Raw genomic sequence first — 26,160 nt, 5'->3', positions numbered from 1 at the left:
TTTAAGGCGGTGTGTTTTACAAACATACAAAATTACCTTAACATAATTTTAACATTGGGGTATTCTATTTTATTGATTATTTACATGAGAAAAAATCAACTTAATCAAGATTAAAATCTCGAGAAAGTTGATTCAAAATATAGGGATATTATATAAAATAGGGGTATTACAGAGTTGGGGAAACTAGATTAAATTTTAGTAATATTTGGGCTTAAACTTTGCGTTTCTAAGCAGGTAATAAAAAGTAATTATCTTGTTAAAAGGATTTGAATAGATATTATTGACAAAATTTGAAGAAGCAATAAAAGATTGAGAGCGAAACGTATCTAAAATACTCTTCTTTATTTCTTTATTAACATTAGATAATCTTAAGGGTAATTTGCTATTTTCCACTAAACAATACATAACATCAAGGTTACTTTTTTGAATTTCACTCATACCATCTAGAATTACATCTAAATATGAATTATCAAACTTTCTTATAGATATTACGTATTTATAACTCTGATCATTATTGTTTAAAAATGTATTAAAATGATACAATCCTTTTTTAAATAGTACAGATCTATTGTAATTTTTTTCAGTGATTAGCAAATGTAAATTTTCGTGCCCACTAGTTAATTCTTTAAATGTTGCTTTGCACTTGTTTTTAGGAGAAACTACAAAGAGAACATCGCAAAAACTTATTCTATTAAAAGTTTTAAAAATACTTGAAAACAAACCTGGGTCTTCTTTTATAACAGGAATAATGAATATTGACTTTCTTTGCATAATTAACTTAATTATAATTTAATAGTAAAATTTAATTATTGGCTAAATACTCCTTAAACTTTGCACTATGAGTTCTACCAATAGGTACATGATATTGACCAATAATTACAAGATTGTCATATATAAGTTCGATTTTCTTAGCGTTAACTATGTAAGACTTATGTATTCTAATAAATGTACTTGCTGGTAACTTAGTTTCTATTTCTTTTAAAGAGTATGATGAAATAATTGGCTCTTTATCTGTTAAAATGTTTGCTCCACCTTCTAAACTTTTAATAACCATAATATCATCATGAGAAAGATTTATCATTCTTCTATTACAACTAAAAAAAGTATGGGTCGATTTTTCTTCTTTATTTTCCTTACTTTTTTTCATTGAAATACTTGCTTCTAGCAAGGATTTTCTATGAATAGCCCCTTTTATAGCCTCTTTAATAGAGTATTTAATAGAGTATTTATGTAATGGCTTTTTAATAAAGTATACAACGTTATTATTATTAATTACATCAATAGCATACTCAGGGTTACTTGTAACAATAGCAACACTAGTTTGCAGCCCTTTTTTATCTAACTCATTTAAAAAATCTAGACCCGTAAACTCAGGCATTTGTATGTCAAGAAAAATTAAATCTACCTTGTTATCTTCTAAAAAATCTAAAGCCTTTCTAGAGTCTTTAAATTTATTAACAATAGTAACATCATCTATGTTTTTACAGATAGCCTCAAAAATACCGTGAACAAAAACTTCATCATCTACAATAAGAATTTTCATAACTTAAATTTTGCATAAATTTACCGCTAATGACCCTTAACTAAACACAAACACCATTGAACTGCAATTAAATACCAGTGAACGGCTCTAAAGTATCGATAAGCGAAAATTAAAAGAAATTTGAATGATTTAATAATATATTTAATGCCTTCATTTTTAACATTTTGCTTGATGAAAATAAATTGCTTTTTGTTTTTGTATAAATCTAGTTACACCTTCTAAATACAAAGTTCTATATCTTATACAAGTGATAGCTGCTCTTTTTGCTTCCATTAATTTTTGAGGATCATCACCAATAAGATCTGAAGCCAATTTAAAAGCATTTGTGTTGAAATCTTTTAAGTTTTTAGCCTTTATCTTGTTTATCAGAAATAAAGTTTTGTCACATTTATTGCTAATATCTTTTTTACATAAACTCTCTAATATGAGAACCTTAGAAATAACCTCTTTACTTAAAGCAAATACTATTGCCATAAGATGTGTTTTTTGCGATTTAATAATTGTATAAATAAATCTTGTGTAATGTGAAGATTCTATACTAGTACCAGAGAGCGTTAAGGCTTCGTCTATAAGGTTGATTGTTCTAGAATGACTCAATACATTAAGAATATCACTAGTATTTGCACCCAATTCTTCCATAGCTTCTAGGTACATCTCAAAATATGATTTGATAGAACCATCTGAATCTACTGCATACTCTTCCTCATTAACAATCTTAGACAACGTTTTTAGACTTTTTCCATTATTGCTAGGAAACCAAGGAAGACTGTCATCTCTAAGTTTATTTTCTAATGCTCTCATTAGAGACATATAATCCCAGATTGCAAAAATATGATTCTCCATAAATGCTCTAGCATCTTCCACATTCTCTATACTATCAACTAAATCATTGTTGTTAGTATGATAATTTACTGAATCTAAACCTTTAATTATAAAATCTATATTACTCATATTTCTTTTAATTAAGTTGTTTTCAAATTATTACTAGAACCTGAATATTATTTTAAACTTAAAAGCACCTATCTCCTAAAATTCTATTTTTATTTGGAGGACGAATAGTGAGAAATATCCTTTAAACAAAATTTAAATAGAGATTAGGTGCCATTTTTGCAGCAATCTTAAAAATTGTATAAAGTCCTAACCCCTTAAGACTTTACCATCAACTGCTCTACGAAATAAATGAAAAGTATAATTTTAGCAAAGTAAGTACCAATAAACAGCAGTTAAAGTTCATTGAACGACAGTAAACGAACTTTAATCGTTAGTAAATAGAATTTTATAAAATATTAAAGAAATTGAAAGCTATTTTCTACCAAAATCTGCAGGTATTTCACCCCAAGCTTTGGTTTGCCATTTTAAAATCGGGTTTTTAAAAGTGTTTTGTTTTAACCAATTTTCTGCTCTTTTAATTAAATCGAGTAAGTCTTTATTAGAAGCATCAAAATGTAAGTTGGTTTTGCATTTTTTCTGGCGAACCCAACTCATAGCAATTTTAGAATCTGAGTAGATAGGCACCTCTTCTTTTTGTTTGCTTTTAAGTAAAGCAATACCATGTACCAAAGCCAAAAACTCGCCAATATTATTTGTGCCTTTTTTAAAGGGGCCTTTTCTAAAGATTTCTTTTTTATTGTGCGTTAAAACCCCTCTATATTCCATTTTTCCAGGATTACCTGAACATGCAGCATCTACAGAGATACTTTCTAAATTAGGAGCTCCAAATTTCTGCAATTCTGATGCAGACATCTTTTTAGCAGTTGATTTTTTTCCTTTATAATCTTCAAACTTTTTTGTGAAGGCAAGTTCTGCTTCATCTAAGCTTAAGAAAGATTTGTATTGGGCTCCTTCAAAACCATCAATTTGTCTTTTACAAACATTCCATGATGAGAATATTCCAGGTTTACGCCCTTTCCAAACTACATAGAATTTCTTTTTACTCATTAACTTCTAAAATTACACCTTCAATAATTCTTGGAAAATAGGTTTGCTCTAATTTATGAATTTTATTCGCAATTTCTTCTGGAGAATCATTAGGTTCAAGTGCTGTTTTTGCTTGATAGATAATAGCACCTTCATCATAGTTTTCGTTCACAAAATGTATGGTAATTCCGGTTTCTGACTCATTGTTTTCAGCAACTGCTTTATGTACATTCATTCCATACATACCTTTACCTCCATATTTTGGTAACAAAGCAGGGTGAATATTTATAATTCTCTTTGGAAACGCATTTACAATCTTAGCAGGAACTCTCCATAAAAAACCTGCAAGAATAATAAAATCTGCCTTCTCTTTTAACAGCTCTAAAATAGTGTCTGTCTCAAAAAAATCATTTCTAGTAAAGTGTAAACAAGGTACATTTAGCTTTGAACATCGCTCAAAAACTTTGGCTTCTTTATTATTACATAAAACCTGTACAACCTTTGCAGTTTTCGTTTTGTTGAAAAATTTAATAATATTTTCGGCATTTGAACCTGAGCCAGAAGCAAAAACAATAATACGTTTCATATTTATATTTCTATTTTACAAAAAAAGGAATAATTATTAAGAAATCAAGCAATTATTAAAGGCTATTAAACATTTTTATTTATATTTAGTAATCATTTTTTAGGCAAAAGTTAGTTAGAATTAATAAGATTTGTATTTTTGCCCCGATTTAAATTTTAAAAAAACAAAAAATTATGTCAGACATTGCATCAAGAGTAAAAGCTATTATCGTAGATAAATTAGGCGTAGACGATAATGAAGTAACAACAGAAGCTAGCTTCACAAATGATTTAGGAGCAGATTCTTTAGATACTGTTGAGTTAATTATGGAATTCGAGAAAGAATTTGATATTCAAATTCCAGACGATCAAGCAGAAAACATTGGTACTGTAGGTCAAGCAGTTAGCTATATAGAAGAAGCAAAAAAGTAATATTTATATGCAGTTAAAACGAGTAGTAGTTACTGGACTTGGTGCTTTAACACCAATTGGTAATAATATAGAAGAATATTGGAATGCTTTAATTAACGGAGTTAGTGGAGCAGCACCTGTAACATATTATGATGCTGCCAAGTTCAAAACTCGTTTTGCATGTGAATTAAAGAATTTTACGGCTACTGACTTTTTAGATAGAAAAGAAGCTCGTAAAATGGATAGATTTACGCAATATGCAATGGTTGCTTCAGATGAAGCTATCGCAGATTCAAAACTAAATCTAGACGAAGTTAACAAATTACGTGTGGGCGTAATTTGGGGAGCAGGAATTGGTGGTTTAGAAACTTTTCAAAATGAAGTTTTAAACTTTGCTGCAGGAGATGGTACTCCAAGGTTTAATCCTTTCTTTATCCCAAAAATGATTGCAGATATTGCTCCTGGAAATATTTCTATTAAAAATGGGTTTATGGGGCCAAATTACACCACTGTATCTGCATGTGCATCATCTGCAAATGCGATGATTGATGCACTAAACTACATAAGATTAGGTCATTGTGATGTTATTGTTACTGGTGGTTCAGAAGCTGCTGTAACTATAGCTGGTATGGGTGGCTTTAATTCTATGCATGCATTATCAACCAGAAACGAAAGCCCAGAAACTGCATCAAGACCATTTGATGCTGAAAGAGATGGATTTGTTTTAGGTGAAGGTGCAGGTGCTATTGTGTTAGAAGAATATGAACATGCAAAAGCTAGAGGTGCTAAAATTTACGCTGAAGTAATTGGTGGTGGTATGTCTTCTGATGCTTATCATATGACAGCTCCACATCCAGAAGGAATTGGAGTAATAGCAGTTATGAAAAACTGCTTGGAAAACTCTGGAATTAAACCAGAAGATGTAGATCATATTAATACTCATGGTACTTCTACTCCATTAGGAGACGTTGCTGAACTTAAAGCAATTTCTGAGGTTTTTGGAGAGCATGCTAAGAATATTAATATCAATTCTACCAAATCTATGACAGGGCATTTATTAGGAGCTGCTGGTGCAATAGAGGCAATTGCATCTATTTTATCAATACAAAACAGTATTATACCTCCTACTATAAATCACTCTACTCCAGATGAAAATATTAATCCAGAATTAAATCTTACGCTAAACAAAGCTCAAAAAAGAGAGGTGAATATAGCAATGAGTAATACATTTGGTTTTGGTGGTCATAATGCTTGTGTTGCCTTTAAGAAATTAGAGGAATAAACTATGAATTTTATTCGAAAAATAGTCAAATCTCAGTCTGATGAAGATAAAGAGTTATACTTCGAATTAAAAACCTTGCTCAATTTTTCACCAAAGAAAATTAGTAAATACAAAAAAGCGTTTACACACAGATCTGTGCAAATGACAGACAGTAAAGGAAACCCTATTAACTATGAACGTTTAGAGTTTTTAGGAGATTCTATTTTAGGCTCTGTTATTGCATCTTATTTGTACAAAAAAGTACCTACTGGTTCAGAAGGTTATTTAACCCAAATGCGATCTAAAATTGTTAGTAGAGAGCATTTAAATGAACTAGGTAAAGACTTAGAACTTATTCGTTTTGTAAAAAGTAATATTGATCAAAACACTGTAGGAGATAATATTCATGGAAATATTTTTGAAGCTTTAGTTGGTGCTATTTACTTAGATAGAGGCTACAACTATGCTCAGAAATTTATTTATGAAAATGTAATATTACCTTATGTTAATATAGAGAGATTAGAGGGTAAAATTACAAGCTACAAAGGCTTAATTATAGAATGGTGCCAAAAACAGAAGAAAAAATATAAGTTTGAAACTTATGAGGATTCTGGAAACGAAGCCATTAAACACTTTAGTGTAAAAGTTAGTATTGATGGAGAGCAAGTTGCAAAAGGTAGAGCAACCTCTAAAAAGAAAGCAGAGGAACAAGCCTCAAAGAGAGTATATTACGCCTTTCAAAGTGAAATTTCTGCAGGCTAAACACGATAACGTTTTCGTGAAAATCTCAAAAAAACTCATAAACAATTAGTAAATTAGCAACTTATTAAGTGGAATTAAAGCTAATTGATATTTGTGCCTATTCATTCATTAAGTCTTGACGTTTTTGAAGAAGAATATTCCTTAATAGGAATACACACTACATTAGAAGATTATAAGCTAGCTTACCTGCTTAATAAGAAATTAGGAATAAATTTGTGCAAATCGAAAAACGATTTAAAGTTTAACGATACTTCACATAAAGCATCCTTTTCAATTTATAATTATTTAAATGAAGAGTTTGATTACGAATGGTTTTTAATAGCTAATAGCTCTAAAAGAGAAAATCAAACAGAATCGAACGAATTATTACTAACTTCTGAAACAAAAACATATTTAATTTCAGAAAAGAAAAAAGTAGATTTCTTTATTAAAATTTCGGGCAGTTTCGATTATAGTTTTACCCTAGAAGTTGTAGATAAAATAAAAGAAATTAATCACATTATTACATCCTATTCAATAGATAAAAACTCACTAAAGTCTAAAGACTTTTTAACTTTTTAAGATATGCCAAATAATAATAAAACTAAAATAGTTGCAACCTTAGGGCCAGCAACAGATACTAAAGAAATACTTACAGATTTAGCTAAAACTGGTGTAAATGTCTTTAGAATTAACTTTTCTCATGCAGATTATGAAGATGTAAAACGAAAAGTAAAAATCATTAGAGAAATTAATGAAGAAAATGGCTTTAACATAGCAATTTTAGGCGATTTACAAGGTCCTAAACTAAGAGTTGGAGTTATGGAAGAAGGTGTTGAATTAAATGATGGAGATACCTTCACATTCACCACTGAAAAATGTATAGGAAGTAAAGAAAAAGCCTTTATGACCTATCAACGTTTTCCAAAAGACGTAAAAGTAGGTGAACAAATTTTAGTAGACGATGGTAAATTACTTTTCGAAGTAGTTTCTACAAATAAAGAAACCGAAGTTGTTGTAAAAGTAATTGTAGGAGGCCCTTTAAAATCTAAAAAAGGAGTAAACTTACCTAACACAGCTATTTCTTTACCTGCACTTACAGAAAAAGATATGGAAGATGCAGTTTTTGCAATAGAACAAGAAGTAGATTGGATTGCTTTATCTTTTGTAAGAACACCAGATGATTTAAGAATGTTACGCGATTTAATTGCACAACATTCAGAATATAGAATTCCTGTAATTGCCAAAATAGAAAAGCCAGAAGCCGTTAAAAATTTAGATGCTTTAATTCCTTATTGTGATGGATTAATGGTGGCTCGTGGAGATTTAGGTGTTGAAATACCAATGCAAGAAGTACCATTAATTCAGAAAAAATTGGTGAGACGTGCAAAAAGAGCAAGAATTCCTGTAATTATTGCAACACAGATGATGGAGACTATGATTGATAATTCCGTTCCAACAAGAGCAGAAGTTAATGATGTTGCCAACTCAATTATGGACGGTGCAGATGCAGTGATGCTTTCTGGAGAAACTTCTGTAGGTAAACACCCAATTAGAGTAATTCAGAAAATGTCTGAAATTATTAAAAGTGTGGAAAACTCTAGAATGATTAAAGTACCACATGAAGCACCACATATTAGAACTAACAGATTTGTAACTAAATCTATTTGTTATCATGCAGCATTAATGGCAAATGATACCAATGCAGCTGCTATATGTACGCTAACTAACAGTGGTTATACAGCATTCCAAATTTCTGCATGGAGACCTAGAACTCATGTTTTAGCCTTTTCTACAGACAGAAGAATACTTGGTAAATTAAATTTACTTTGGGGTGTAAGAGCGTATTACTACAATAAAAACTTTTCTACAGATGATACAGTAGAAGATGTAAACAGAATAGCAAAAGACAAAGGTTTTGTAAAAGCAGGAGATTTAATTATTAACTTAGCATCTATGCCAGCAGAAGCAAAAGGTATGGTAAATACTTTACGTGTTTCTGAGGTAGAATAAGTTAAAAATCATCTTTTTTTATAACAAATGAAATACACAAAATTACCAAATACCGATGTTGAAGTATCTAAAATTTGTTTAGGTACTATGACTTGGGGAAATCAGAATACAGAAGCTGAAGGCCATGCTCAAATGGATTATGCTTTAGAAAATGGTGTAAACTTTTTTGATGCAGCAGAACTATATCCAGTTCCTGCAAACCCAGAAACTTATGGAGGTACTGAAAGAATAATTGGTACTTGGTTTAAGAAGACAGGAAATAGAGAAAAGGTAATCTTAGCTAGTAAAATAGCTGGTGGAGGAGATTATACTGCCCATATTAGAAATGGCGGTATAAGTAAAGATAATATTATAGATGCTGTAGACAAAAGCTTACAGCGTTTACAAACAGACTATATAGATTTATATCAGTTGCACTGGCCAAATAGAGGTGTAAATTGTTTTGGAGTAAGAGATTTCCCTTTACAAGCAGCCAATGATGAAACTGAAAATTACCTAGAAATCTTAGAAACACTTCAAGATTTTATTAAACAAGGAAAAATAAAACACGTTGGTTTATCTAACGAAACTCCTTGGGGTACAATGAAATACCTGCAAGCTTCAGAACAATATAATTTACCAAGACCAGTTACTGTGCAAAACTCTTATTCTATGATTCATAGAGGTTATGAAGTTGGTATGAGCGAAGTTTCTTTAAGAGAAAATGTTGGTTTATTAGCATACTCACCTTTAGCTCAAGGCGTATTATCTGGAAAATATTTAAACGGAAATTTACCTGAAGGTGCAAGAGGAACTTTATTTCCTAGATTTATTGCAAGGTATAAAAACGATGCAAGTGAAAGAGCTGTAAAAAAATATTTACAAATTGCAGAAAAAAATAATTTAACCTTAACTGAATTGTCTCTGGCCTTTGTAAATCAATTGCCTTTTGTTACAAGTAACATTATTGGAGCCACTAAATTAGATCAATTAAAAGAGAATATTAATTCTATTAATGTTGAGTTATCTGAAGAAACTATTAAAGAAATTAATGCTGTGCATGCAGAAATTCCAAATCCTGCACCATAAATAAATCTCTTATCAAAATAGAAAAGGCTTAGTATTTATTTACTAAGCTTTTTTTGTGACCTTATTATTTTTTAATTCATATTCAACCTTACTTTCTTTACAAACTGCAATACCATCATTATTAAAATCTAAGGTATGCCCATGTTCACTAACCCAACCTATTTGTTTTGAAGGATTCCCAACAACCAATGCATAAGGTAAAACCTCTTTGGTAACTACAGTTCCAGCACCAATAAATGCATATTCTCCAATATGATTACCACACACTATAGTTGCGTTAGCACCAATACTTGCTCCTTTCTTAACCTTCGTTTTTAAGTATCTATTTTTTCTGTTAATAGCACTTCTAGGATTTATAACGTTTGTAAAAACCATAGATGGCCCTAAAAAAACATCGTCTTCGCAAGTAACTCCTGAATAAATAGATACATTATTCTGCACTTTTACGTTTCTACCCAAAACAACATTTGGAGATACAACTACATTCTGACCCAAGTTACAGCTTTCACCAATTTTACTATTAGACATAATGTGACTAAAATGCCAAATTTTAGTGCCTTTTCCTATTTTACAATTATCATCTATAACAGCTGTTTCGTGAGCAAAGTATTCCATATCAATATTTAAGGTAATTTATTTTGTAAATGTACTAAATATAAAAACCCAACTAAATAGTTGGGTTTATTTTTTTACATATTTAGAGATTTATTTAATCTACTAAAAAAGAAATAGGTAAAGTGTACCTAACCTTAACAGATTTTGAACCTTGTTTACCTGGTGTAAATTGAGGTAGTTTTTCTATCAATTCTTGAGTTTCTTGCTTCAATTTAATATGAGGTGCTCTAATTTTAATATCTACAACTTTACCAGTATTATCAATAATAAATTGAGTCTGAATTCTGTATTTACCAGATCTTAAACCAATTTCATTGGCCAATTGAGCGTCAAAATTTCGTTGTACAAATTTTAGCATCTTTTTATCAAAACACTTCTTGTTTTCCTCTTTAGATAAACCTTCACAGCCTTTAAATATTGGTGCATTTTCTATTGAAATAAAAGGAACAGGATCTTCATCTTCTTCATCTACAGGTTCTGGTACTGTTTCAATTTTATCAATATCAAAATCAACTTTTTGCTTTTTAGGCTCTGTTAGAATAACCGATTCAGTTTTATCATCATTAACCTTATCAATTTTCTCATCTAAGATTAATCGATCTGGTTTTTGTATTTCAACCTTAGGTTTAACAGTTGTTTCCTTGGTAAAGAAAACCTCTGTATTTGGCTCTAAGTAAATACCTTTGGAGACTTCTGGTTCATAGACTGCTAAAGATTTCTGTTTTGTTTCATGCTCTAATACAATGTAGACCACAAAAAGTACTAATACAAGTCCTAACTGAGTAAAAATGGTTGAGAACTTTTCTAATTGTTTGGTAGGTAGTTTTTTCACGTTTTTCATAATTAGAAAGTTTAAATGTTAAGACTATGTTAAAACAAACTTTATGCCAAAAAAAAAAACATCCTTATGAAGGATGCTATTTGTTATTATAATTTTCGGCGACTTTTTCTAGTTCATCATACCAATTCTGACCAAACTTTCGAATTAACGCTTGTTTTACAAATTTATAAACTGGCACTTGCAACTCTTTACCTAAAGAGCAAGCATCATCACAAATTTCCCATTTATGATAATTCACAGCAGAAAACTCGCTATAATCTTTAACTCGAACTGGATATAAATGGCAAGAAATAGGTTTTTTCCAGCTGATTTCGCCTTGATTATATGCTTCTTCAATACCACAAAGAGCGGTATTTTTATCATCAAAAATAACATAGGCACAGTCTGCACCATCAATTAAAGGTGTTTCTAATTCACCCCAATCGCTTGTTACCCAAGCACCTTCTCTTTCTATAACCTCTATACCTTCTTTACGCAAAAAAGGCTTTACTTTCGGATAAATATTCTCTAAGATTTTTGTTTCTTCTTTTTCTAATGGAGCACCAGCTTCGCCATCTACACAGCAAGCACCTTTACATGCAGAAATATTACAGACAAATTCCTTTTCTATAATATCTTCAGAAACGATTGTTTTACCTAGTTGAAACATAATGACAAAAATAAGTATATTTTTTACTGTATTTTTATAAATTGATAAAGTTAGTTGACTAATTTTGCACCAAAATTTAATTGATTTATGATGGATTTTAATTTAAAAGAAATTTTTACTGCTTTTATGGTACTTTTTGCAGTAATCGATATTATTGGTAACATACCAATTGTAATTGATTTACGTAAAAAAGTAGGTCATATTCAGTCTGAAAAAGCCTCTATTATAGCAGGTTGTATTATGGTTATTTTTCTTTTTTTAGGGCAGAGCTTATTAAGTTTAATTGGTATTGATGTAAATTCTTTTGCTGTAGCAGGTTCTTTTATTTTATTTTTCATTGCTTTAGAAATGATTTTAGGAATTACACTTTATAAAGATGATGGTGATTCTGGAACTATAACTGCTACTATATTTCCATTAGCTTTTCCTTTAATTGCAGGGCCAGGAAGTTTAACTACACTACTTTCTTTACGAGCTGAATTTGCAATTCAAAACATTATTGTTGCAGTTTTCTTTAATGTTATTGTTATCTACATTGTCTTAAAAACATCTTCTAAAATAGAACGATTAATAGGACCTTCTGGAATACAAATTATAAGAAAAGTTTTTGGGGTTATCTTATTAGCAATCGCTGTGAAATTATTCGCTCAAAATATCAAAGCATTATTTATTTAATATGATGTTTGACTGTTTAATTATTGGTGGTGGAGTTTCTGGAATGCAATGTGCCTTAGTTTTAGGGTCTGCAAAAAACAAAGCTTTTGCTTCCGATAAAAAAATTGGCATTATTACCCACCAAAGAGCTTCTCATTTAGAAAATGCACTATTTAATAATGTTCTTGGTTTGTCTGCAGGTACTCTTGGTAAAGACATTTTAAAAGAAAGTAAGAATCAATTAAATAGTTTATACGCTCATATAGTACAAATAGAGAAAGAAAAAGTACTATCTATAGACAAAATAGAGGGTGTTTACAGCGTTAAAACTAATAAGAACACCTATACTACTAAAATAGCAATCATAGCCTTAAACTATTCAAAACCATTTACAATAGATGGTTTAAACAATCATTTAATTCCTCATAATAAAGCAAACCCTGCAAAAGATAGAATTCAACTAGAGAACAAAGATCATTTTATAACAGATGGCTTATATTGTTGTGGAACTATAGCTGGACATCGAAGTCAATTTGCAATTGCATCAGGTAGTGGAGCAGCTGTAGCTACAGATATTTTAACTCTGTGGAATGATGGAAATCATACAAAAGTACATGATAAGATATAACTAAAAAATCCAGCTAAATAGCTGGATTTTTTTAATTCTAAATATTCAATTACCTAATTATTCTACAGTAACTGATTTTGCTAAATTTCTTGGCTGATCTACATTTTTACCTAACATTACTGCAATATGATAAGACAATAACTGTAATGGTATTGTAGTTAACAATGGCGTTAATGCTTCTTCAGTATCAGGAATTTCAATTACATGATCTGCAATTTCTTTCACTTGAACATCGCCCTCTGTTACTACAGCAATAATTTTACCTGCTCTAGATTTAATTTCTTGAATGTTACTTACTACTTTTTCATAATGACCTTTATTTGTTGCAATAACAAATATTGGCATATTTTCATCAATCAAAGCAATTGGCCCATGCTTCATTTCTGCTGCTGGATATCCTTCTGCATGAATGTAAGAAATTTCTTTAAGTTTTAAAGCTCCTTCTAGAGCCACAGGAAAATTAAATCCTCTACCTAAATATAAACAGTTTTTCGCATCTTTATAAACAGCTGCAATTTCTTTTACATGCTCATCAATATTCAATAATTCCTCTACTTGTCTAGGAATTAATTGCATTTTCTGGATGTAGTTTTCGAAAGTATGAGGAGCTAAAGAACCATTAGCTTTACCTAATTTTAAAGCAATTAATGTTAATACAGTAATTTGCGTTGTAAACGCTTTTGTAGAAGCTACACCTATTTCTGGACCAGCATGAGTATAAGCACCTGAATGCGTTTCTCTGGCAATAGAAGAACCTACCACATTACAAACTCCGTAAACAAAGGCACCTTTAGATTTGGCTAATTTAATTGCTGCAAGTGTATCTGCTGTTTCTCCTGATTGAGAAATGGCAATAACAACATCTTTGTTTGTAATAATTGGGTTTCTATACCTAAATTCTGAAGCATATTCTACTTCTACAGGAATTCTAGCCATATCTTCAAACAGATATTCACCTACTAAACCAGCATGCCAAGAAGTACCACAAGCAATAATTACTATTCTGTTGGCATTTAAAAATTTGTCTAGATGATCATCAATACTAGACATTTTAATTCTGTTTTCTATTGGTAGCATTCTACCTCTGAAAGTATCAGTAATGGCTTTAGGCTGTTCATGTATTTCCTTAAGCATAAAATGATCATAACCTCCTTTTTCAATTTGGTCTAAGCTCATCTGTAACTTTTGGATTGTAGGATCTACTTGCGAGTCATCGTTAATTTTATGAACTTTTACACCCTTATTTAATTTAATGATGGCCATTTCTTCATCCTCAAGATAAATAGCATCTTTTGTGAATTCTACAAATGGTGAAGCATCAGAAGCTACGAAAAATTCCTTATTATCTTTACCAACACCAATAGCAATAGGACTTCCCAAACGTGCTACAACAATTTCATTAGGCTTATTTTTATCAAATACAGCAATAGCGTAAGCTCCAACAACATTTGTTAATGCCAATTGAACAGCTTTACCTAATTTACAACCTTCAGTATCTTTAACCTCTTGAATTAAGTTTATTAAAACCTCAGTATCTGTATCACTCTTAAAAGTATACCCTCTTGTAATTAGTTCTTTTTTAATTGTATCATAATTTTCGATAATACCATTATGAACAATAACTAAATCTCCTGATTGAGATGCATGTGGATGTGAGTTTACATCATTTGGCACACCATGTGTTGCCCAACGTGTATGCCCCATACCAATATTACCAACTTTTCTTTCTTCTTCTGCGTCTGTAATTTTTTCAAGTTCAGAAACTTTCCCTTTTGTTTTAGAAAGTTGCATTTTTTCACCATCAAAAATCATAACACCTGCACTATCATAACCTCTATATTCTAATCTTTTAAGACCATTTATTACAATAGGATAGGCATCTCTATGACCTATATAAGCTGATATTCCACACATTTTTGATTAATTTTTTTGGCTTGGTTAATTTATTTTTTTTCTGAGTAAGATATTTTTAGAACTGCTTTTTTATCACCATTAACAGGATCGTTATTTAATAAAGTTACAGCTCTAGGGTTCCAACTAAAGTTTCTAAAGATAGTATCTGTTGTTGGAATATCTGACGTATTAAATGCTTTTATTTTTAACGTTGGATTATAATCTGTAAGACCTATAACTAAATCTGAAAGGTAATCTGTAATTTTAAACGTATACTTTTCTACTTTTCCATCTGAATCACGCACTAAATTACCATCAATTCCACCAAATGCAGCCTCTGATACTGCATCTTCAATTTGGCTAAATACTGGGCTAGTTGCATCTCCATCAGTCTTGTATAAATACAATCTTTCAGGTACAGAAGCTGTATCTGCAGATTGATTGATATAAAAAGTTAAAGAAGCATCGTTAATTAACCAATTATTGCTTCTTAATGTGCTTAAAACAGTTTCATCAAATAAAGTTACTTCTCCTTCACTACCAGCAGCACCTTGAATTTTTATCTCATTGTTGTCTGGATACGTTCTATCTTGCATGTCAAAAGTATTTACTCTATAACCTGACAATAAGAATGTATTGTTTTTTCGAACAGTTTTAATAGTATCAGTAGTTCCTGCTGTGTAAACAGTGTTTGTGTAGTAAACTTCAATTGAAGGACTCAAATCTGTAATAGCAGTATCGAAATTATACGTAATTAAGGAACCATCTGTGCCTGTAGCTTCTAAAATAACTCCTCTAAAATAATCATTGAAAGCATCTTGTGAGCTAAACTCTGCATCTTCATATTTATCTAAAAATAATTGCTCAATTAAATCTTCATCTAAAGGAATTCTAGCAAAAGGTATTGGGTTAGTACTAGCTGCAGAACTGAATATTTTTATAGTATCCATTCCAACAACTGTATTATCAATCATTCTTCTTTTTACAACAAACATGGTATCATTTAAACTTGGTGATAAAGGATAATCTGTTTGCACATTTAAAGGGCTACCTACTTTTTCAAAGTCGTCTTTTGAATTGTAACTATTTAACTTTGTAGGATCTGAAGGATTAAAATTATTTAAAAAAGTATTTGACCTATAAACGTTTAAGGTATATGGGGTAGCAGGATTACCTACAATACCATCAAATTCAAAATCGCTAGTGGCATCAGAAACATCTTCTAAAGCAACAGGATAAGGTAATTTAAGAAAAACGGTATCTATTTTGGTTAAAACTGTAGTTGTGTCTGAAATATCTGCATCATCTACAACCTGTAAATTTGCTTCTAGATTTAACTGAGAAACAATAGAGGCCTCAATCTTTTCGTAATCTGAACTTGCATAAACCCCTAATAAGTACTGATTAATTTGTCTAGAAATATTATCTGTTTGTAAAACCTCTAAAGGACTATTACTTGCAGTAATATCTAGGGTAATTTCGTTTGTATTAAACTTTGTATTGGTAATTACATTGGTATCTATGTCTGTAAAGTCAGACTCACAAGAAACAACTGCAAAACAAAAATATATAGCAGCTACTATATAAACACTCTTTTTTACGATATTTTTCACTTCAAAAATTATTGATTATCTGACAATAAATCAGCATAAAAATTTAAATAAGCTTCTTTCAAATTCTCTACTTGATATCCTAAAACTGGCTTTTCTTTTTCTTCGATAAAAGTTGTTAATTCTTCAGGTATGTCTTCACTTCCATGAATAATTGCATCAGAATTCTCAATAGCACTCTTTAAAATATTAGTATGATTTGGTGTTTGTATAGTCGATATTTTATCACTCTCATTTAAATCGAAAGTTATTTTGCTAGACATGTCTGCATTTAAATCGCCTTCAAAACCATTATTATAAAGCGAAGTAACAATTTTACTTTCGGTAAACAATGGTTCTTCTTTATAAAATTCTCTTAAATAAAGTGGTAACAAAGATGCCATCCAACCATGCACATGAATAATATCTGGTGCCCAGTTTAATTTCTTAACAGTTTCTACAACACCTTTCGCAAAGAAAATTGCTCTTTCATCATTATCTGAAAACAACTTATCATCTTCATCTGTATAAACCGCTTTTCTTTTAAAATACTCTTCGTTATCAATAAAGTAAACTTGCATTCTTTCTTTAGGAATAGAGGCTACTTTTATTATTAGTGGCATATCTATATCATTAACAACCAAGTTCATACCAGATAAACGAATTACCTCATGAAGTTGGTGTCTTCTTTCATTGATAACACCATATCTTGGCATAAAAATACGGGTTTGTACTCCTTTTGAATGTGCATTTTTCGCAGCTAAAAACGCTGTAGAAGAAAGTTCTGTCTCTGGTAAATATGGAACAACTTCAGACGAAACAAATAATACTCTTTTGTCCTTCATTAATCAAACTCTTTTTATAAGAAGGGCAAAAATACAAATTTTTATGCTAATATCGTGTTAAAATGGTAAGTTTGCAGACAATTTACAGCCATTACCCATGAAAGTTTTTACTGAAAAACAACCTTTAAAAGCACACCTTTCTAGCAAAAAAATAGAAAATAAAAGCATCGGTTTTGTACCAACAATGGGTGCATTGCATAAAGGTCATTTATCTTTAATTGAAGAAGCTAAGAAAAAAAATGATCTTGTTGTAGTTAGTATTTTTGTAAATCCAACTCAATTTGACAAAGAAGAAGACCTTGTAAATTACCCTAAAACATTGGATAAAGACAAGAAAATGCTAGAAAGTATTGATTGCGATGTGTTATTCTATCCTTCTGTAAATGAAATTTACAACAACAATATTTCTTCTGATAGTTTTGATTTTGATGGCTTAGAATTTAAAATGGAAGGTAAGTTTAGAGATGGGCATTTTAACGGAGTTGGTACTATTGTAAAAACCCTTTTTGAGATTGTAAATCCTGATGTTGCTTACTTTGGTCAAAAAGATTTTCAACAATTACAAATCATTAAAAAAATGGTTAAAAAGCACAACTTAAAATTAAAAATTAAGGGGTGCCCAATTTACAGAGAAGATGATGGTTTAGCAATGAGTTCTAGAAATGTTAGATTAAGCTCTAGTTTAAGAGAAGCAGCACCATTTATATACAAAACCTTAAAAAAAGCTCGTAAAAAATTTAAAACTAAATCTGCAGAAAAAGTAGTTTCTTGGGTAGAAAAAGAATTTAAAGAGCATTCTCTCTTAAAATTAGAATATTTTACAATTGCTGAAGAAAAAACATTAGAAACCATAATTACTAAAGAATCTGATAAAAAATATAGGGCTTTCATTGCAGTATTTGCAGGCGATATACGTTTAATAGACAACATTAAATTAAAACAATCCTAATTAAAAAATTCTTATTTTTGCAGCATGTTAGTACAAGTAGTAAAATCTAAAATCCATCGTGTAAAAGTTACAGGTGCAGATTTAAATTATATAGGAAGCATTACCATTGATGAAGATTTAATGGATGCTGCAGGAATTATTGAAGGTGAACGTGTACAAATTGTAAATAACAACAATGGTAATCGTTTAGAAACTTATGCAATTCCTGGTCCAAGAGGAAGTGGAGAAATTACACTTAATGGTGCTGCATCTAGATTGGTTGCAGTTGGCGATGTTTTAATTTTAATTGTTTACGCTTTTATGGAACTAGAAGAAGCTAAAAAATTTAAGCCTCAATTAGTTTTTCCAAACGAAAAAGACAACACACTTACCTAAGCATTTTGAATATCAAAAAAATTTTAAAACTACTATTACCTCTCATTTTGGGAGGTATTTTAGTTTGGTATTCCATCTCTAAAATATCGTTCGATGTTTTGTTAGCCTATTTTAAAGAAGCCAATTATAGTTGGATTTTTCTAGGCCTATTTTTTGGTATTTTAAGTCATTTATCTAGAGCTTATAGGTGGAAGTTTATGTTAGAACCTTTAGGTTACAAACCAAAGTTTACCAATAGTGTTTTAGCAGTATTAATAGGTTATTTAGTAAATTTAGCACTACCAAGAGCAGGCGAAGTTTCTAGAGCATATGCGTTAACCAACTATGAGAATGTACCCTTTGAAAAAGGCTTTGGAACCATAGTTGCAGAACGAATTGCAGATCTTATTATGATGTTGCTAATTGTAGCATTAACCCTTTTTGTTCAGTTCGATTTTATCTACAACCTATTAACCGAAAATTTTAATCCCACCAAAATAATAATTGGCTTAGCTATTTTAATTATTGCCTTTTACATTTTTTCATCTTTTGTAAAAAAAGCAAAATCTGGTTTTTTATTAAAAATTAAAACCTTTGTAACTGGCTTAATAGAAGGTGCAACAAGCATCTTTAAAATGAAAAACAAGTGGGCTTTTATCTTTCATACTGTTTTTATTTGGGTAATGTATGTAGCCATGTTTTGGGCCACAATACCTGCAATAGATGGTCTAGAGGTTCCTTTTGGCGGAATTTTAATCGCATTTATAGCTGGTGGGTTTTCGATAGCTGCCACAAATGGCGGAATTGGTCTCTACCCAATTGCAGTAGCAGGTGCCTTAGCACTATTTGATATTCCAACAGAACCTGCAACCGCTTTTGGTTGGATCATGTGGACAGCACAAACAGCCATGATTATCGTCTTTGGTGGTTTAGCATTTGTGCTTTTACCAATTGTAAATAAGAAATAATTTTTATAGCGTTCCCTAAAGGTCGTGCTTTCATTACTCGCTTTTTTGTGAAAAACAAAAAGAGCTCAAACATGCCATTCAATCACTAACGCAACTATTTGCTAACGCTTTGCAAACACAAAACTCATTAAATTTATAATTTACTTTGTAACTTTACTATTCTAAAATTCGAACTATAAATGGCTAAAACCAAAACAACTTTTTTCTGTCAGAATTGTGGAACACAACATGCAAAATGGGTAGGTCAATGTGGTGCTTGTAAAGAATGGAACACCATTGTTGAAGAAGTAATTCAAAAAGAAGAAAAACGAGTTTGGAAACAATCTACAACTGCAAAACAAAGCATAAATAAGCCTTTAAAAATAGCCGACATTCAGCTAAATCCTGAAGAAAGAATAGTAACTAATAATAACGAATTAGATACTGTTTTAGGTGGTGGTTTAGTTAAAGGTTCTGTAACACTTTTGGGTGGTGAACCTGGTATTGGAAAATCTACCCTATTATTGCAAGTTGCACTAAATATCAGCCAGAAAGTATTGTATGTTTCAGGAGAAGAAAGTCAGTCTCAAATTAAAATGAGAGCAGAACGTTTAGAAGCTGTTAATTCCAATTGCTTAATATTAACTGAAACCAATACACAACAAATATTTAAAAATATAGAGGAAACAGAACCAGAGGTTTTGGTGATAGATTCTATACAAACTTTACATACAAATTCAATTGAAGCTTCTCCAGGAAGTATATCTCAAATAAGAGAAACCTCTGCAGAGCTTATAAAATTTGCCAAAGAAACTGCAACACCAGTTTTGTTAATAGGCCACATCAACAAAGAAGGAAACATTGCAGGGCCAAAAATTTTAGAACACATGGTTGATGTTGTTTTACAATTTGAAGGCGACAGAAATCATACCTATAGAATATTAAGAAGCCAAAAAAATAGATTTGGTTCTACATCAGAATTAGGGATTTATGAAATGTTATCTGATGGTTTAAGAGAAATATCAAATCCGTCAGAAATTTTAATTTCTAAAAAAGATGCAGATTTAAGTGGTACAGCAATTGCATCTACTTTAGAAGGCATAAGGCCTTTAATGATAGAAATTCAAGCTTTGGTTTCTACTGCAGTTTACGGTACTCCACAAAGATCTACAACAGGCTACAATTTAAAAAGGTTAAATATGATTTTAGCTGTACTAGAAAAAAGAGCAGGTTTTAAATTGGGTGCAAAAGATGTGTTTTTAAATATTACTGGTGGTATTAACGTAGATGATCCTGCAATAGATTTGGCTGTTGTTGCTGCAATTTTATCTAGCAATCAAGATGTAGCCATAAATCCAAATGTTTGCTTTGCTGCAGAAGTTGGTTTGGCTGGAGAAATAAGACCCGTTTCTAAAATAGATCAACGAATTTTAGAAGCAGAAAAATTAGGTTATAAGAGCTTTGTTGCTTCTAAATACAATAAGATATCTTCTAAAAATCATTCAATTAGATTAATTTTAGTGGGTAAGATAGAAGAAGCGTTTGCTACTTTATTCGCATAAAAAAACCAAGCATTTCTGCTTGGTTTAAACTTTATATTAGATAAAAATTATTTCTTATTTGCTTCTTTAATATACTTTTCTAAAGCCATTGTCATAGATGGTGTTTCTTTAGATGGTGCAACAATATCACATTTAAAACCTGCAGTAGTTACTGCATTTACTGTAGAGTTACCAAAGGCAGCAATTCTTGTGTTATTTTGTTTAAAATCAGGAAAATTCTTTAAAAGAGACTCAATTCCTGAAGGGCTAAAGAATACTAAAATGTCGTAAAATACGTCTTCTAAGTCAGATAGATCACTAACTACAGTTCTGTAAAGATCTACTCTTGTCCAAGCAATTCCTAGCTTATCTAATTCAGCAGGAATTAAAGGCTTTAACTTATCTGAAGATGGTAATAAAAACTTTTCTGTTTTGTGCTTTTTAATAAGCTTTGTTAATTCAGGAAAAGTTCTGGCACCAACATAAATTTTACGTTTTCTGTACACTACATATTTCTGTAAGTAGTAAGCCACAGCTTCAGACTGACAAAAATATTTCATAGAATCTGGCACTTTAAAGCGCATTTCCTCAGCTATTCTAAAAAAATGATCAACAGCGTTTCTACTAGTTAAGATTATTGCAGTAAATTTACTTAAGTCTATTTTTTGAGCTCTAACTTCTTTTACAGAGATTCCTTCTACATGTATAAAAGACCTGAAATCTATTTTCACCTTTTGCTTATCAGACAAATCAAAATAAGGTGATGTTTCTGTCTTTGGGGCTGGCTGAGAAACCAATATAGTTTTCACTTTCATTCGATTTCAATTTTGGTTTTAAAACATCAAATTAAACAGTACAAATAGCGGTGCTATTTCGAAGGCGCAAATGTACAAAATAAAATAAAACAACTTGTTAAATATCAGCTTTTTATTTCTGAATATAAAAAACACAAACCTTAGTAAAAATAGAAATGCAGAAAAATAAAAAAGATATACGCTCTTTACATTAGCATATTCATAAAGAATAAGAAGAATATATAATATAAATGAAATTGCATAGAGATAATTGGCCTTTGTAATAAGAAAAATACTAATCTGGTTTTTTATTAAAAAAAGCCTAGTTAACGCAAATTCTAAAAGCTTTTTTAGAAAGAAGAAACAAAAAACAACCAAAAAGAGCGTAAAGAAAGTAGTAAAACTTTGTGTAGTTTCTGGCTGATTGTAAATTTTAAAAAAGTATACCAGCAACGAAATTGTACTTACTGAAAATAAAAATAAAACACTTTCAAAAGGACTTAGTAAATTGTTGGGTTCAGAAGATTCATCTTCAATAAAACTAAAATTGAATAATGCAAAAAAGCTCTCATTCAATTTTTTAGCATTTAATAGTTTCAAAAACACAATACAAACCAACAATAGAATAAAGATAATTGTAATCCAATTGTTTGAATATGTTATTTTATCTATTGCTTGCAATTAACTTTCATTTAAGATGATTAGCACAAAATTAGTAATTAAATAGTGTATATTTGCTCTCTTACTACATGAAAATTTATTTATGTCAGATGCTTTAGTAATTATACCTACTTATAACGAAAAAGAAAATATCGAAGCCATTATTAGAGCTACTTTTAGCCAACAAAAAGCCTTTCATATTTTAATAGTAGATGATAATTCTCCTGATGGAACTTCAGAAATAGTTCATCAATTAATTAAAGATTTTCCAGATCGATTGTTTATAGAAACCCGATACAAAAAAAACGGCTTAGGTAAAGCTTATATTCATGGTTTTAAATGGGCCCTTCAAAAAGGTTATGACTATATTATAGAAATGGATGCCGATTTTTCTCACAATCCAAAAGACTTAATTCGTTTATACAATGCTTGTAAAATTGAAGGTGCAGATGTTTCTGTAGGTTCAAGATACTCTAAAGGTGTAAATGTTGTAAACTGGCCTATGAAAAGAGTGCTACTATCTTACTTTGCATCAAAATATGTAAGGTTAATTACTAGAATTCCTGTTTTTGATACAACAGCTGGGTTTGTTTGTTGGAAAAGAAACGTTTTAGAAACCATTCAGTTAGATAAAATAAAGTTTGTAGGTTATGCTTTTCAAATAGAAATGAAATTTAAAGCCTGGAAACATAATTTTAATATAAAAGAAGTCTCTGTTATTTTTACAGACAGAACTTTAGGTGCTTCTAAAATGAGTAGTAATATAATATCAGAAGCACTATTTGGAGTGATAAAAATGAAGTTAAAAGGATTACCAAAATAAAATAAAAATGAGCACTTATTTAATTAAAAACGCAAACATTGTAAATGAGAACAACACTTTTATGGGTGATGTTTTAATTGAAAATGAAATTATTAAACAAATTGCTAAAGACATTTCTGCACCTGAAGATGCAGAAGTTATAGAAGCAAATGGTAAAACTTTAATTCCTGGTTTTATAGATGATCAAGTACACTTTAGAGAACCTGGTTTAACTCATAAAGCAAACATTGCTACAGAAAGTAAGGCAGCAGTTGCTGGCGGAATTACTACTTTTATAGAAATGCCAAATACAGTGCCACAAGCAACCACTCAAGAATTACTTGAGGATAAATTTAAAATTGCTTCAAAAGACTCTTATGCAAACTATTCTTTTATGTTTGGTGGAACAAATGACAATTTAGAAGAGTTGTTAAAAACAGATCCTAAAAAAGTAGCAGGAATTAAGTTATTCTTAGGTTCATCTACAGGAAATATGTTAGTAGATGATGAGGCTGTTTTAGAAAAAATATTTTCATCAACTAAGATGATTATCTCTGTACATTGTGAAGATGAAGCAACCATTAGAAAAAATACAGCTGCTTATAAAGAGAAGTTTGGAGATGATATTCCTATAAAATATCACCCAATAATTCGAAGTGAAGAAGCTTGTTATTTATCTTCCTCTAAAGCTATTGAATTGGCTAAAAAAACAGGAGCTCGTTTGCATATTTTTCACCTATCTACAGAAAAGGAAACACATCTTTTTAGAAACGATATTCCTTTAGAAGAAAAACAAATTACTGCAGAAGTTTGTATTCACCATTTATGGTTTTCAGACAAAGACTATGCAGAAAAAGGTACTCACATTAAATGGAACCCAGCAGTAAAAACAGAAAAAGATAGGCAAGGGTTGTGGAAAGCACTTTTAGATGACAGAATAGATGTTTTGGCTACAGATCATGCACCTCATACGATAGAAGAAAAAGATAATGTGTATACCAAAGCTCCAAGTGGAGGCCCATTGGTGCAGCATGCAGTAACAGCTATTTTAGAAAAAGTAAAAGAAGGTGTAATTCCTATTGAAAAGGCGGTTGAAAAGATGAGCCATAATCCTGCAAAACTATTTCAAATTGAAAAGAGAGGCTTTATAAAAGAGGGTTATTTTGCAGATTTAGTTTTAATTGACACCAACAAATTACAAACTGTTTCTAAAGATAATATATTGTATAAATGTGGTTGGTCTCCTTTTGAGGGTACCACTTTTTCATCTACAATTACCCATACTTTTGTAAATGGAAACTTAATGTATAATGAAGGCGTTTTTAATGAAGAAGTAAAAGGAAAACGAATTACTTTTAATAGATAATATGAAAAAACTAAGCTACCTATTAGCCTTTCTAATATTAAGTTCTTGTACTAGTAATACAATTTTTGAAAAGCCAAAAGATCTTATACCAAAAGACACTATGAGTCTTTTGGTACAAGAAATGATGTTGGCATCTTCTGCAACTTATATTAAGAATAAAAATATGGAAAGGAATATAAATTATATGCCTTTAGTTTACGATAAATTTAAGATTGATAGTGTTCGTTTTCAATCCTCTAATTTATATTACATGTCTAAAATAGATGAGTATAAATTAATTTTTGAAGATGCAAAGAATAGCTTAAAAAAGCAGAAAGACTATTATGATAAAATTAAATCTACAAAAGATTCTTTAAGGCAAGATTCTATCGAAAAAAATAATCTTAAAAAAAGAGAATTAGATAGTATTGCTAAAAAATTAAAACTAACTGATTCTATTAAAGTTAAGATAAAAACTACTCCTTAATATAATTCTCACAAGTTCGTTCTATAGTTGCATCTATACTTTCGAACTTGTAATCTATGGCATCAATTACTTTTTGAGAAGAATATTTAGTTACATTGTGTGCACTTCTAGCTGAATACTTAGTTAACAAAGGTGCAACACCATTTATTTTAGATACAAACCAAGATATTCGCCAAGCAAGTTCTGTTTGCCAGGTTTTTACCAATTTGTAAGGTCTCTTTTTATCAAAAGCATCAGCAATTTTATAAAAAATTTCTTTGAAAGATTTGTTCTCAGCCACTAAAATAAAGCGTTCATTTTTTAAAGAAGACTCCATAAGCTGAATCATTGGTTTTACAACATCTTGCACAGCAACAAAACCAGTTATGCCTTCTGTGTAATACTTAAAGCCATTAAAAACTTGTGTAAATAATTTTCCTGATCCAGATTTCCAAAAGCCACTCCCTAAAATTACTCCAGGATTTACAATAATTACATCTACACCTTCTTGGCTGGCTCTCCAAACTTCCATTTCTGCCCCAAATTTGGTAATAGAGTAACCACTATTATCTTGCTCTTTGTTCCATTCACAATCTTCATCTACCAAATTATCGTTTAAAGCATCACCTACAGCAGCAATAGAACTTACAAAACAAAACTTATTAACCTTAGCATCTATGGCTAAATTTACAAGAATTGCTGTTCCATGAATATTAACTTTTCGCATTTCTCTATAATCTTTAGAATTAAAAGAAATTAGAGCTGCACAATGAAAAACATGGGTAACATTGGCAAACGCGGGTTTCATAGAAGGTACATCTGTAATATCTGCTTTAAACCATTTAATTTTAGAGAAAAGTTTTACATCTGAAGTGTAATAAGAAAAGACTTGCTTTACTTTTTTTAGAGAAGCTTCTGTTCTATAGATTGCCCTTATTTTATCATTCTTTACACTTAAATGATACAACAAATGCGAACCAACTAAACCTGTGCCTCCAGTAACTAAAATCATACTACGAATTTAGCATATTTTGGTTGATAAAGTTATATTTGCCAACTGATAAATTGAT

Annotated in this window: 29 protein-coding genes; 15 read left to right on the top strand and 14 right to left on the bottom strand. The window is 30.5% G+C overall.

Translation table 11 applies throughout. The features are described 5' to 3' along the window. Positions 1–195: 195 nt before the first annotated feature. The 5 genes from V7R38_RS05220 to purN all read right to left on the bottom strand — a co-directional run bounded on the left by V7R38_RS05220 (position 196) and on the right by purN (position 4,046). Positions 196–771: a hypothetical protein gene (locus V7R38_RS05220; protein ID WP_334056404.1), complete on the bottom strand. Its 576-nt coding sequence runs from the start codon at positions 769–771 to the stop codon at positions 196–198. 31 nt (positions 772–802) lie between these two features. Next, positions 803–1,543 (bottom strand): LytR/AlgR family response regulator transcription factor, encoded by a 741-nt coding sequence (locus V7R38_RS05215; RefSeq protein ID WP_334056402.1) that lies wholly within the window; start codon positions 1,541–1,543, stop codon positions 803–805. 156 nt (positions 1,544–1,699) lie between these two features. Then, positions 1,700–2,494: a DUF3050 domain-containing protein gene (locus V7R38_RS05210; RefSeq protein ID WP_334056399.1), complete on the bottom strand. Its 795-nt coding sequence runs from the start codon at positions 2,492–2,494 to the stop codon at positions 1,700–1,702. Positions 2,495–2,845: 351 nt separating this feature from the next. Continuing rightward, on the bottom strand, positions 2,846–3,481 hold the full coding sequence (locus V7R38_RS05205) for a ribonuclease H1 domain-containing protein (protein WP_015481380.1): 636 nt from the start codon (positions 3,479–3,481) through the stop codon (positions 2,846–2,848). After that, positions 3,474–4,046, bottom strand: a complete 573-nt coding sequence (gene purN, locus V7R38_RS05200; RefSeq protein WP_334056397.1) for a phosphoribosylglycinamide formyltransferase — start codon at positions 4,044–4,046, stop codon at positions 3,474–3,476. The genes V7R38_RS05205 and purN overlap by 8 nt, the downstream gene beginning before the upstream one ends. 173 nt (positions 4,047–4,219) lie before the next feature. Here purN and V7R38_RS05195 point away from each other — a divergent pair, with 173 nt between their 5' ends. From V7R38_RS05195 to V7R38_RS05170, 6 genes are all read left to right on the top strand, one after another. Further along, positions 4,220–4,456, top strand: coding sequence for an acyl carrier protein (locus V7R38_RS05195; RefSeq protein ID WP_004569249.1), 237 nt, complete (start codon positions 4,220–4,222; stop codon positions 4,454–4,456). 7 nt (positions 4,457–4,463) lie between these two features. Next, on the top strand, positions 4,464–5,717 hold the full coding sequence (fabF, locus tag V7R38_RS05190) for a beta-ketoacyl-ACP synthase II (RefSeq protein WP_334056374.1): 1,254 nt from the start codon (positions 4,464–4,466) through the stop codon (positions 5,715–5,717). Positions 5,718–5,720: 3 nt separating this feature from the next. Next, the gene (rnc, locus tag V7R38_RS05185; protein ID WP_015481383.1) at positions 5,721–6,458 is read left to right on the top strand and encodes a ribonuclease III; all 738 of its coding nucleotides are present in this window, start codon (positions 5,721–5,723) and stop codon (positions 6,456–6,458) included. 93 nt (positions 6,459–6,551) lie between these two features. Then, positions 6,552–7,019, top strand: coding sequence for an IPExxxVDY family protein (locus V7R38_RS05180; RefSeq protein WP_041383504.1), 468 nt, complete (start codon positions 6,552–6,554; stop codon positions 7,017–7,019). 3 nt (positions 7,020–7,022) lie between these two features. Beyond that, the gene (pyk, locus tag V7R38_RS05175) at positions 7,023–8,450 is read left to right on the top strand and encodes a pyruvate kinase (protein ID WP_334056371.1); all 1,428 of its coding nucleotides are present in this window, start codon (positions 7,023–7,025) and stop codon (positions 8,448–8,450) included. A gap of 27 nt (positions 8,451–8,477) precedes the next feature. After that, the gene (locus V7R38_RS05170; protein WP_015481386.1) at positions 8,478–9,518 is read left to right on the top strand and encodes an aldo/keto reductase; all 1,041 of its coding nucleotides are present in this window, start codon (positions 8,478–8,480) and stop codon (positions 9,516–9,518) included. Positions 9,519–9,560: 42 nt separating this feature from the next. On the opposite strand, the gene V7R38_RS05165 is transcribed toward V7R38_RS05170, so the two are convergent. From V7R38_RS05165 to V7R38_RS05155, 3 genes are all read right to left on the bottom strand, one after another. Continuing rightward, positions 9,561–10,133: an acyltransferase gene (locus V7R38_RS05165; RefSeq protein ID WP_015481387.1), complete on the bottom strand. Its 573-nt coding sequence runs from the start codon at positions 10,131–10,133 to the stop codon at positions 9,561–9,563. A 94-nt stretch (positions 10,134–10,227) separates the two neighbouring features. Next, positions 10,228–10,974, bottom strand: a complete 747-nt coding sequence (locus tag V7R38_RS05160; protein ID WP_334056367.1) for an energy transducer TonB — start codon at positions 10,972–10,974, stop codon at positions 10,228–10,230. Positions 10,975–11,050: 76 nt separating this feature from the next. Beyond that, positions 11,051–11,623, bottom strand: coding sequence for a DUF3109 family protein (locus tag V7R38_RS05155; RefSeq protein WP_334056365.1), 573 nt, complete (start codon positions 11,621–11,623; stop codon positions 11,051–11,053). A 90-nt stretch (positions 11,624–11,713) separates the two neighbouring features. Between V7R38_RS05155 and V7R38_RS05150 the strand changes: the two genes are divergently transcribed. Next, entirely contained in the window at positions 11,714–12,298 is a 585-nt protein-coding gene (locus tag V7R38_RS05150; RefSeq protein WP_041383507.1) for a MarC family protein, read from the top strand. 4 nt (positions 12,299–12,302) lie between these two features. Further along, positions 12,303–12,905 (top strand): FAD-dependent oxidoreductase, encoded by a 603-nt coding sequence (locus V7R38_RS05145; protein ID WP_334057118.1) that lies wholly within the window; start codon positions 12,303–12,305, stop codon positions 12,903–12,905. A 57-nt stretch (positions 12,906–12,962) separates the two neighbouring features. Here V7R38_RS05145 and glmS read toward each other — a convergent pair whose 3' ends face one another. From glmS to V7R38_RS05130, 3 genes are read right to left on the bottom strand one after another with little or no spacing between them, the layout of a single operon-like run. Beyond that, positions 12,963–14,819, bottom strand: a complete 1,857-nt coding sequence (gene glmS, locus V7R38_RS05140; protein ID WP_334056363.1) for a glutamine--fructose-6-phosphate transaminase (isomerizing) — start codon at positions 14,817–14,819, stop codon at positions 12,963–12,965. Between the two features lie 29 nt (positions 14,820–14,848). Next, positions 14,849–16,411 carry a DUF4270 domain-containing protein gene (locus tag V7R38_RS05135; RefSeq protein ID WP_334056361.1) on the bottom strand — a complete coding sequence of 521 codons (1,563 nt, stop codon included), beginning with the start codon at positions 16,409–16,411 and terminating at the stop codon, positions 14,849–14,851. Between the two features lie 8 nt (positions 16,412–16,419). Next, on the bottom strand, positions 16,420–17,232 hold the full coding sequence (locus V7R38_RS05130) for a glycogen/starch synthase (RefSeq protein WP_334056359.1): 813 nt from the start codon (positions 17,230–17,232) through the stop codon (positions 16,420–16,422). A 97-nt stretch (positions 17,233–17,329) separates the two neighbouring features. Between V7R38_RS05130 and panC the strand changes: the two genes are divergently transcribed. From panC to radA, 4 genes are all read left to right on the top strand, one after another. After that, on the top strand, positions 17,330–18,181 hold the full coding sequence (panC, locus tag V7R38_RS05125; RefSeq protein ID WP_334056357.1) for a pantoate--beta-alanine ligase: 852 nt from the start codon (positions 17,330–17,332) through the stop codon (positions 18,179–18,181). Positions 18,182–18,205: 24 nt separating this feature from the next. Next, positions 18,206–18,556 (top strand): aspartate 1-decarboxylase, encoded by a 351-nt coding sequence (gene panD / locus V7R38_RS05120; RefSeq protein WP_015481396.1) that lies wholly within the window; start codon positions 18,206–18,208, stop codon positions 18,554–18,556. Between the two features lie 5 nt (positions 18,557–18,561). Continuing rightward, positions 18,562–19,503: a lysylphosphatidylglycerol synthase transmembrane domain-containing protein gene (locus V7R38_RS05115; RefSeq protein ID WP_334056354.1), complete on the top strand. Its 942-nt coding sequence runs from the start codon at positions 18,562–18,564 to the stop codon at positions 19,501–19,503. 179 nt (positions 19,504–19,682) lie between these two features. Beyond that, entirely contained in the window at positions 19,683–21,044 is a 1,362-nt protein-coding gene (radA, locus tag V7R38_RS05110) for a DNA repair protein RadA (RefSeq protein ID WP_015481398.1), read from the top strand. Between the two features lie 47 nt (positions 21,045–21,091). Here the strand turns inward: radA and V7R38_RS05105 are convergent, their stop codons facing one another. Then, positions 21,092–21,838 carry a uroporphyrinogen-III synthase gene (locus tag V7R38_RS05105; protein ID WP_015481399.1) on the bottom strand — a complete coding sequence of 249 codons (747 nt, stop codon included), beginning with the start codon at positions 21,836–21,838 and terminating at the stop codon, positions 21,092–21,094. Positions 21,839–21,856: 18 nt separating this feature from the next. Beyond that, positions 21,857–22,498 carry a DUF4271 domain-containing protein gene (locus V7R38_RS05100; RefSeq protein WP_334056351.1) on the bottom strand — a complete coding sequence of 214 codons (642 nt, stop codon included), beginning with the start codon at positions 22,496–22,498 and terminating at the stop codon, positions 21,857–21,859. A gap of 82 nt (positions 22,499–22,580) precedes the next feature. Here V7R38_RS05100 and V7R38_RS05095 point away from each other — a divergent pair, with 82 nt between their 5' ends. From V7R38_RS05095 to V7R38_RS05085, 3 genes are read left to right on the top strand one after another with little or no spacing between them, the layout of a single operon-like run. Next, complete coding sequence (locus tag V7R38_RS05095; protein ID WP_015481401.1) at positions 22,581–23,300, top strand: polyprenol monophosphomannose synthase; 720 nt, start codon at positions 22,581–22,583, stop codon at positions 23,298–23,300. A 7-nt stretch (positions 23,301–23,307) separates the two neighbouring features. Further along, positions 23,308–24,645 carry a dihydroorotase gene (locus V7R38_RS05090; protein ID WP_334056349.1) on the top strand — a complete coding sequence of 446 codons (1,338 nt, stop codon included), beginning with the start codon at positions 23,308–23,310 and terminating at the stop codon, positions 24,643–24,645. A 1-nt stretch (position 24,646) separates the two neighbouring features. Next, positions 24,647–25,111, top strand: a complete 465-nt coding sequence (locus tag V7R38_RS05085; RefSeq protein WP_334056347.1) for a DUF4296 domain-containing protein — start codon at positions 24,647–24,649, stop codon at positions 25,109–25,111. Here the strand turns inward: V7R38_RS05085 and V7R38_RS05080 are convergent. Beyond that, positions 25,101–26,102 (bottom strand): SDR family oxidoreductase, encoded by a 1,002-nt coding sequence (locus tag V7R38_RS05080; protein ID WP_334056345.1) that lies wholly within the window; start codon positions 26,100–26,102, stop codon positions 25,101–25,103. The two genes, V7R38_RS05085 and V7R38_RS05080, sit on opposite strands and share 11 nt — an antisense overlap. Between the last annotated feature and the right edge of the window lie 58 nt (positions 26,103–26,160).

This window comes from Polaribacter sp. P097 (assembly GCF_036864555.1).
Taxonomy (GTDB): domain Bacteria; phylum Bacteroidota; class Bacteroidia; order Flavobacteriales; family Flavobacteriaceae; genus Polaribacter.
Note: the sequence above shows the minus strand (reverse complement) of the source record. Positions and strands in the feature narration are given on the sequence as shown.

What these genes read in the sequence shown, in the direction of transcription:
- V7R38_RS05220 (WP_334056404.1), bottom strand. Translation starts at nt 771, where the DNA reads ATGCAAAGAAAGTCAATATTCATTATTCCTGTTATAAAAGAAGACCCA.
- V7R38_RS05215 (WP_334056402.1), bottom strand. Translation starts at nt 1,543, where the DNA reads ATGAAAATTCTTATTGTAGATGATGAAGTTTTTGTTCACGGTATTTTT.
- V7R38_RS05210 (WP_334056399.1), bottom strand. Translation starts at nt 2,494, where the DNA reads ATGAGTAATATAGATTTTATAATTAAAGGTTTAGATTCAGTAAATTAT.
- V7R38_RS05205 (WP_015481380.1), bottom strand. Translation starts at nt 3,481, where the DNA reads ATGAGTAAAAAGAAATTCTATGTAGTTTGGAAAGGGCGTAAACCTGGA.
- purN (WP_334056397.1), bottom strand. Translation starts at nt 4,046, where the DNA reads ATGAAACGTATTATTGTTTTTGCTTCTGGCTCAGGTTCAAATGCCGAA.
- V7R38_RS05195 (WP_004569249.1), top strand. Translation starts at nt 4,220, where the DNA reads ATGTCAGACATTGCATCAAGAGTAAAAGCTATTATCGTAGATAAATTA.
- fabF (WP_334056374.1), top strand. Translation starts at nt 4,464, where the DNA reads ATGCAGTTAAAACGAGTAGTAGTTACTGGACTTGGTGCTTTAACACCA.
- rnc (WP_015481383.1), top strand. Translation starts at nt 5,721, where the DNA reads ATGAATTTTATTCGAAAAATAGTCAAATCTCAGTCTGATGAAGATAAA.
- pyk (WP_334056371.1), top strand. Translation starts at nt 7,023, where the DNA reads ATGCCAAATAATAATAAAACTAAAATAGTTGCAACCTTAGGGCCAGCA.
- V7R38_RS05170 (WP_015481386.1), top strand. Translation starts at nt 8,478, where the DNA reads ATGAAATACACAAAATTACCAAATACCGATGTTGAAGTATCTAAAATT.
- V7R38_RS05165 (WP_015481387.1), bottom strand. Translation starts at nt 10,133, where the DNA reads ATGGAATACTTTGCTCACGAAACAGCTGTTATAGATGATAATTGTAAA.
- V7R38_RS05160 (WP_334056367.1), bottom strand. Translation starts at nt 10,974, where the DNA reads ATGAAAAACGTGAAAAAACTACCTACCAAACAATTAGAAAAGTTCTCA.
- V7R38_RS05155 (WP_334056365.1), bottom strand. Translation starts at nt 11,623, where the DNA reads ATGTTTCAACTAGGTAAAACAATCGTTTCTGAAGATATTATAGAAAAG.
- V7R38_RS05150 (WP_041383507.1), top strand. Translation starts at nt 11,714, where the DNA reads ATGGATTTTAATTTAAAAGAAATTTTTACTGCTTTTATGGTACTTTTT.
- V7R38_RS05145 (WP_334057118.1), top strand. Translation starts at nt 12,303, where the DNA reads ATGTTTGACTGTTTAATTATTGGTGGTGGAGTTTCTGGAATGCAATGT.
- glmS (WP_334056363.1), bottom strand. Translation starts at nt 14,819, where the DNA reads ATGTGTGGAATATCAGCTTATATAGGTCATAGAGATGCCTATCCTATT.
- V7R38_RS05130 (WP_334056359.1), bottom strand. Translation starts at nt 17,232, where the DNA reads ATGAAGGACAAAAGAGTATTATTTGTTTCGTCTGAAGTTGTTCCATAT.
- panC (WP_334056357.1), top strand. Translation starts at nt 17,330, where the DNA reads ATGAAAGTTTTTACTGAAAAACAACCTTTAAAAGCACACCTTTCTAGC.
- panD (WP_015481396.1), top strand. Translation starts at nt 18,206, where the DNA reads ATGTTAGTACAAGTAGTAAAATCTAAAATCCATCGTGTAAAAGTTACA.
- radA (WP_015481398.1), top strand. Translation starts at nt 19,683, where the DNA reads ATGGCTAAAACCAAAACAACTTTTTTCTGTCAGAATTGTGGAACACAA.
- V7R38_RS05105 (WP_015481399.1), bottom strand. Translation starts at nt 21,838, where the DNA reads ATGAAAGTGAAAACTATATTGGTTTCTCAGCCAGCCCCAAAGACAGAA.
- V7R38_RS05095 (WP_015481401.1), top strand. Translation starts at nt 22,581, where the DNA reads ATGTCAGATGCTTTAGTAATTATACCTACTTATAACGAAAAAGAAAAT.
- V7R38_RS05090 (WP_334056349.1), top strand. Translation starts at nt 23,308, where the DNA reads ATGAGCACTTATTTAATTAAAAACGCAAACATTGTAAATGAGAACAAC.
- V7R38_RS05085 (WP_334056347.1), top strand. Translation starts at nt 24,647, where the DNA reads ATGAAAAAACTAAGCTACCTATTAGCCTTTCTAATATTAAGTTCTTGT.
- V7R38_RS05080 (WP_334056345.1), bottom strand. Translation starts at nt 26,102, where the DNA reads ATGATTTTAGTTACTGGAGGCACAGGTTTAGTTGGTTCGCATTTGTTG.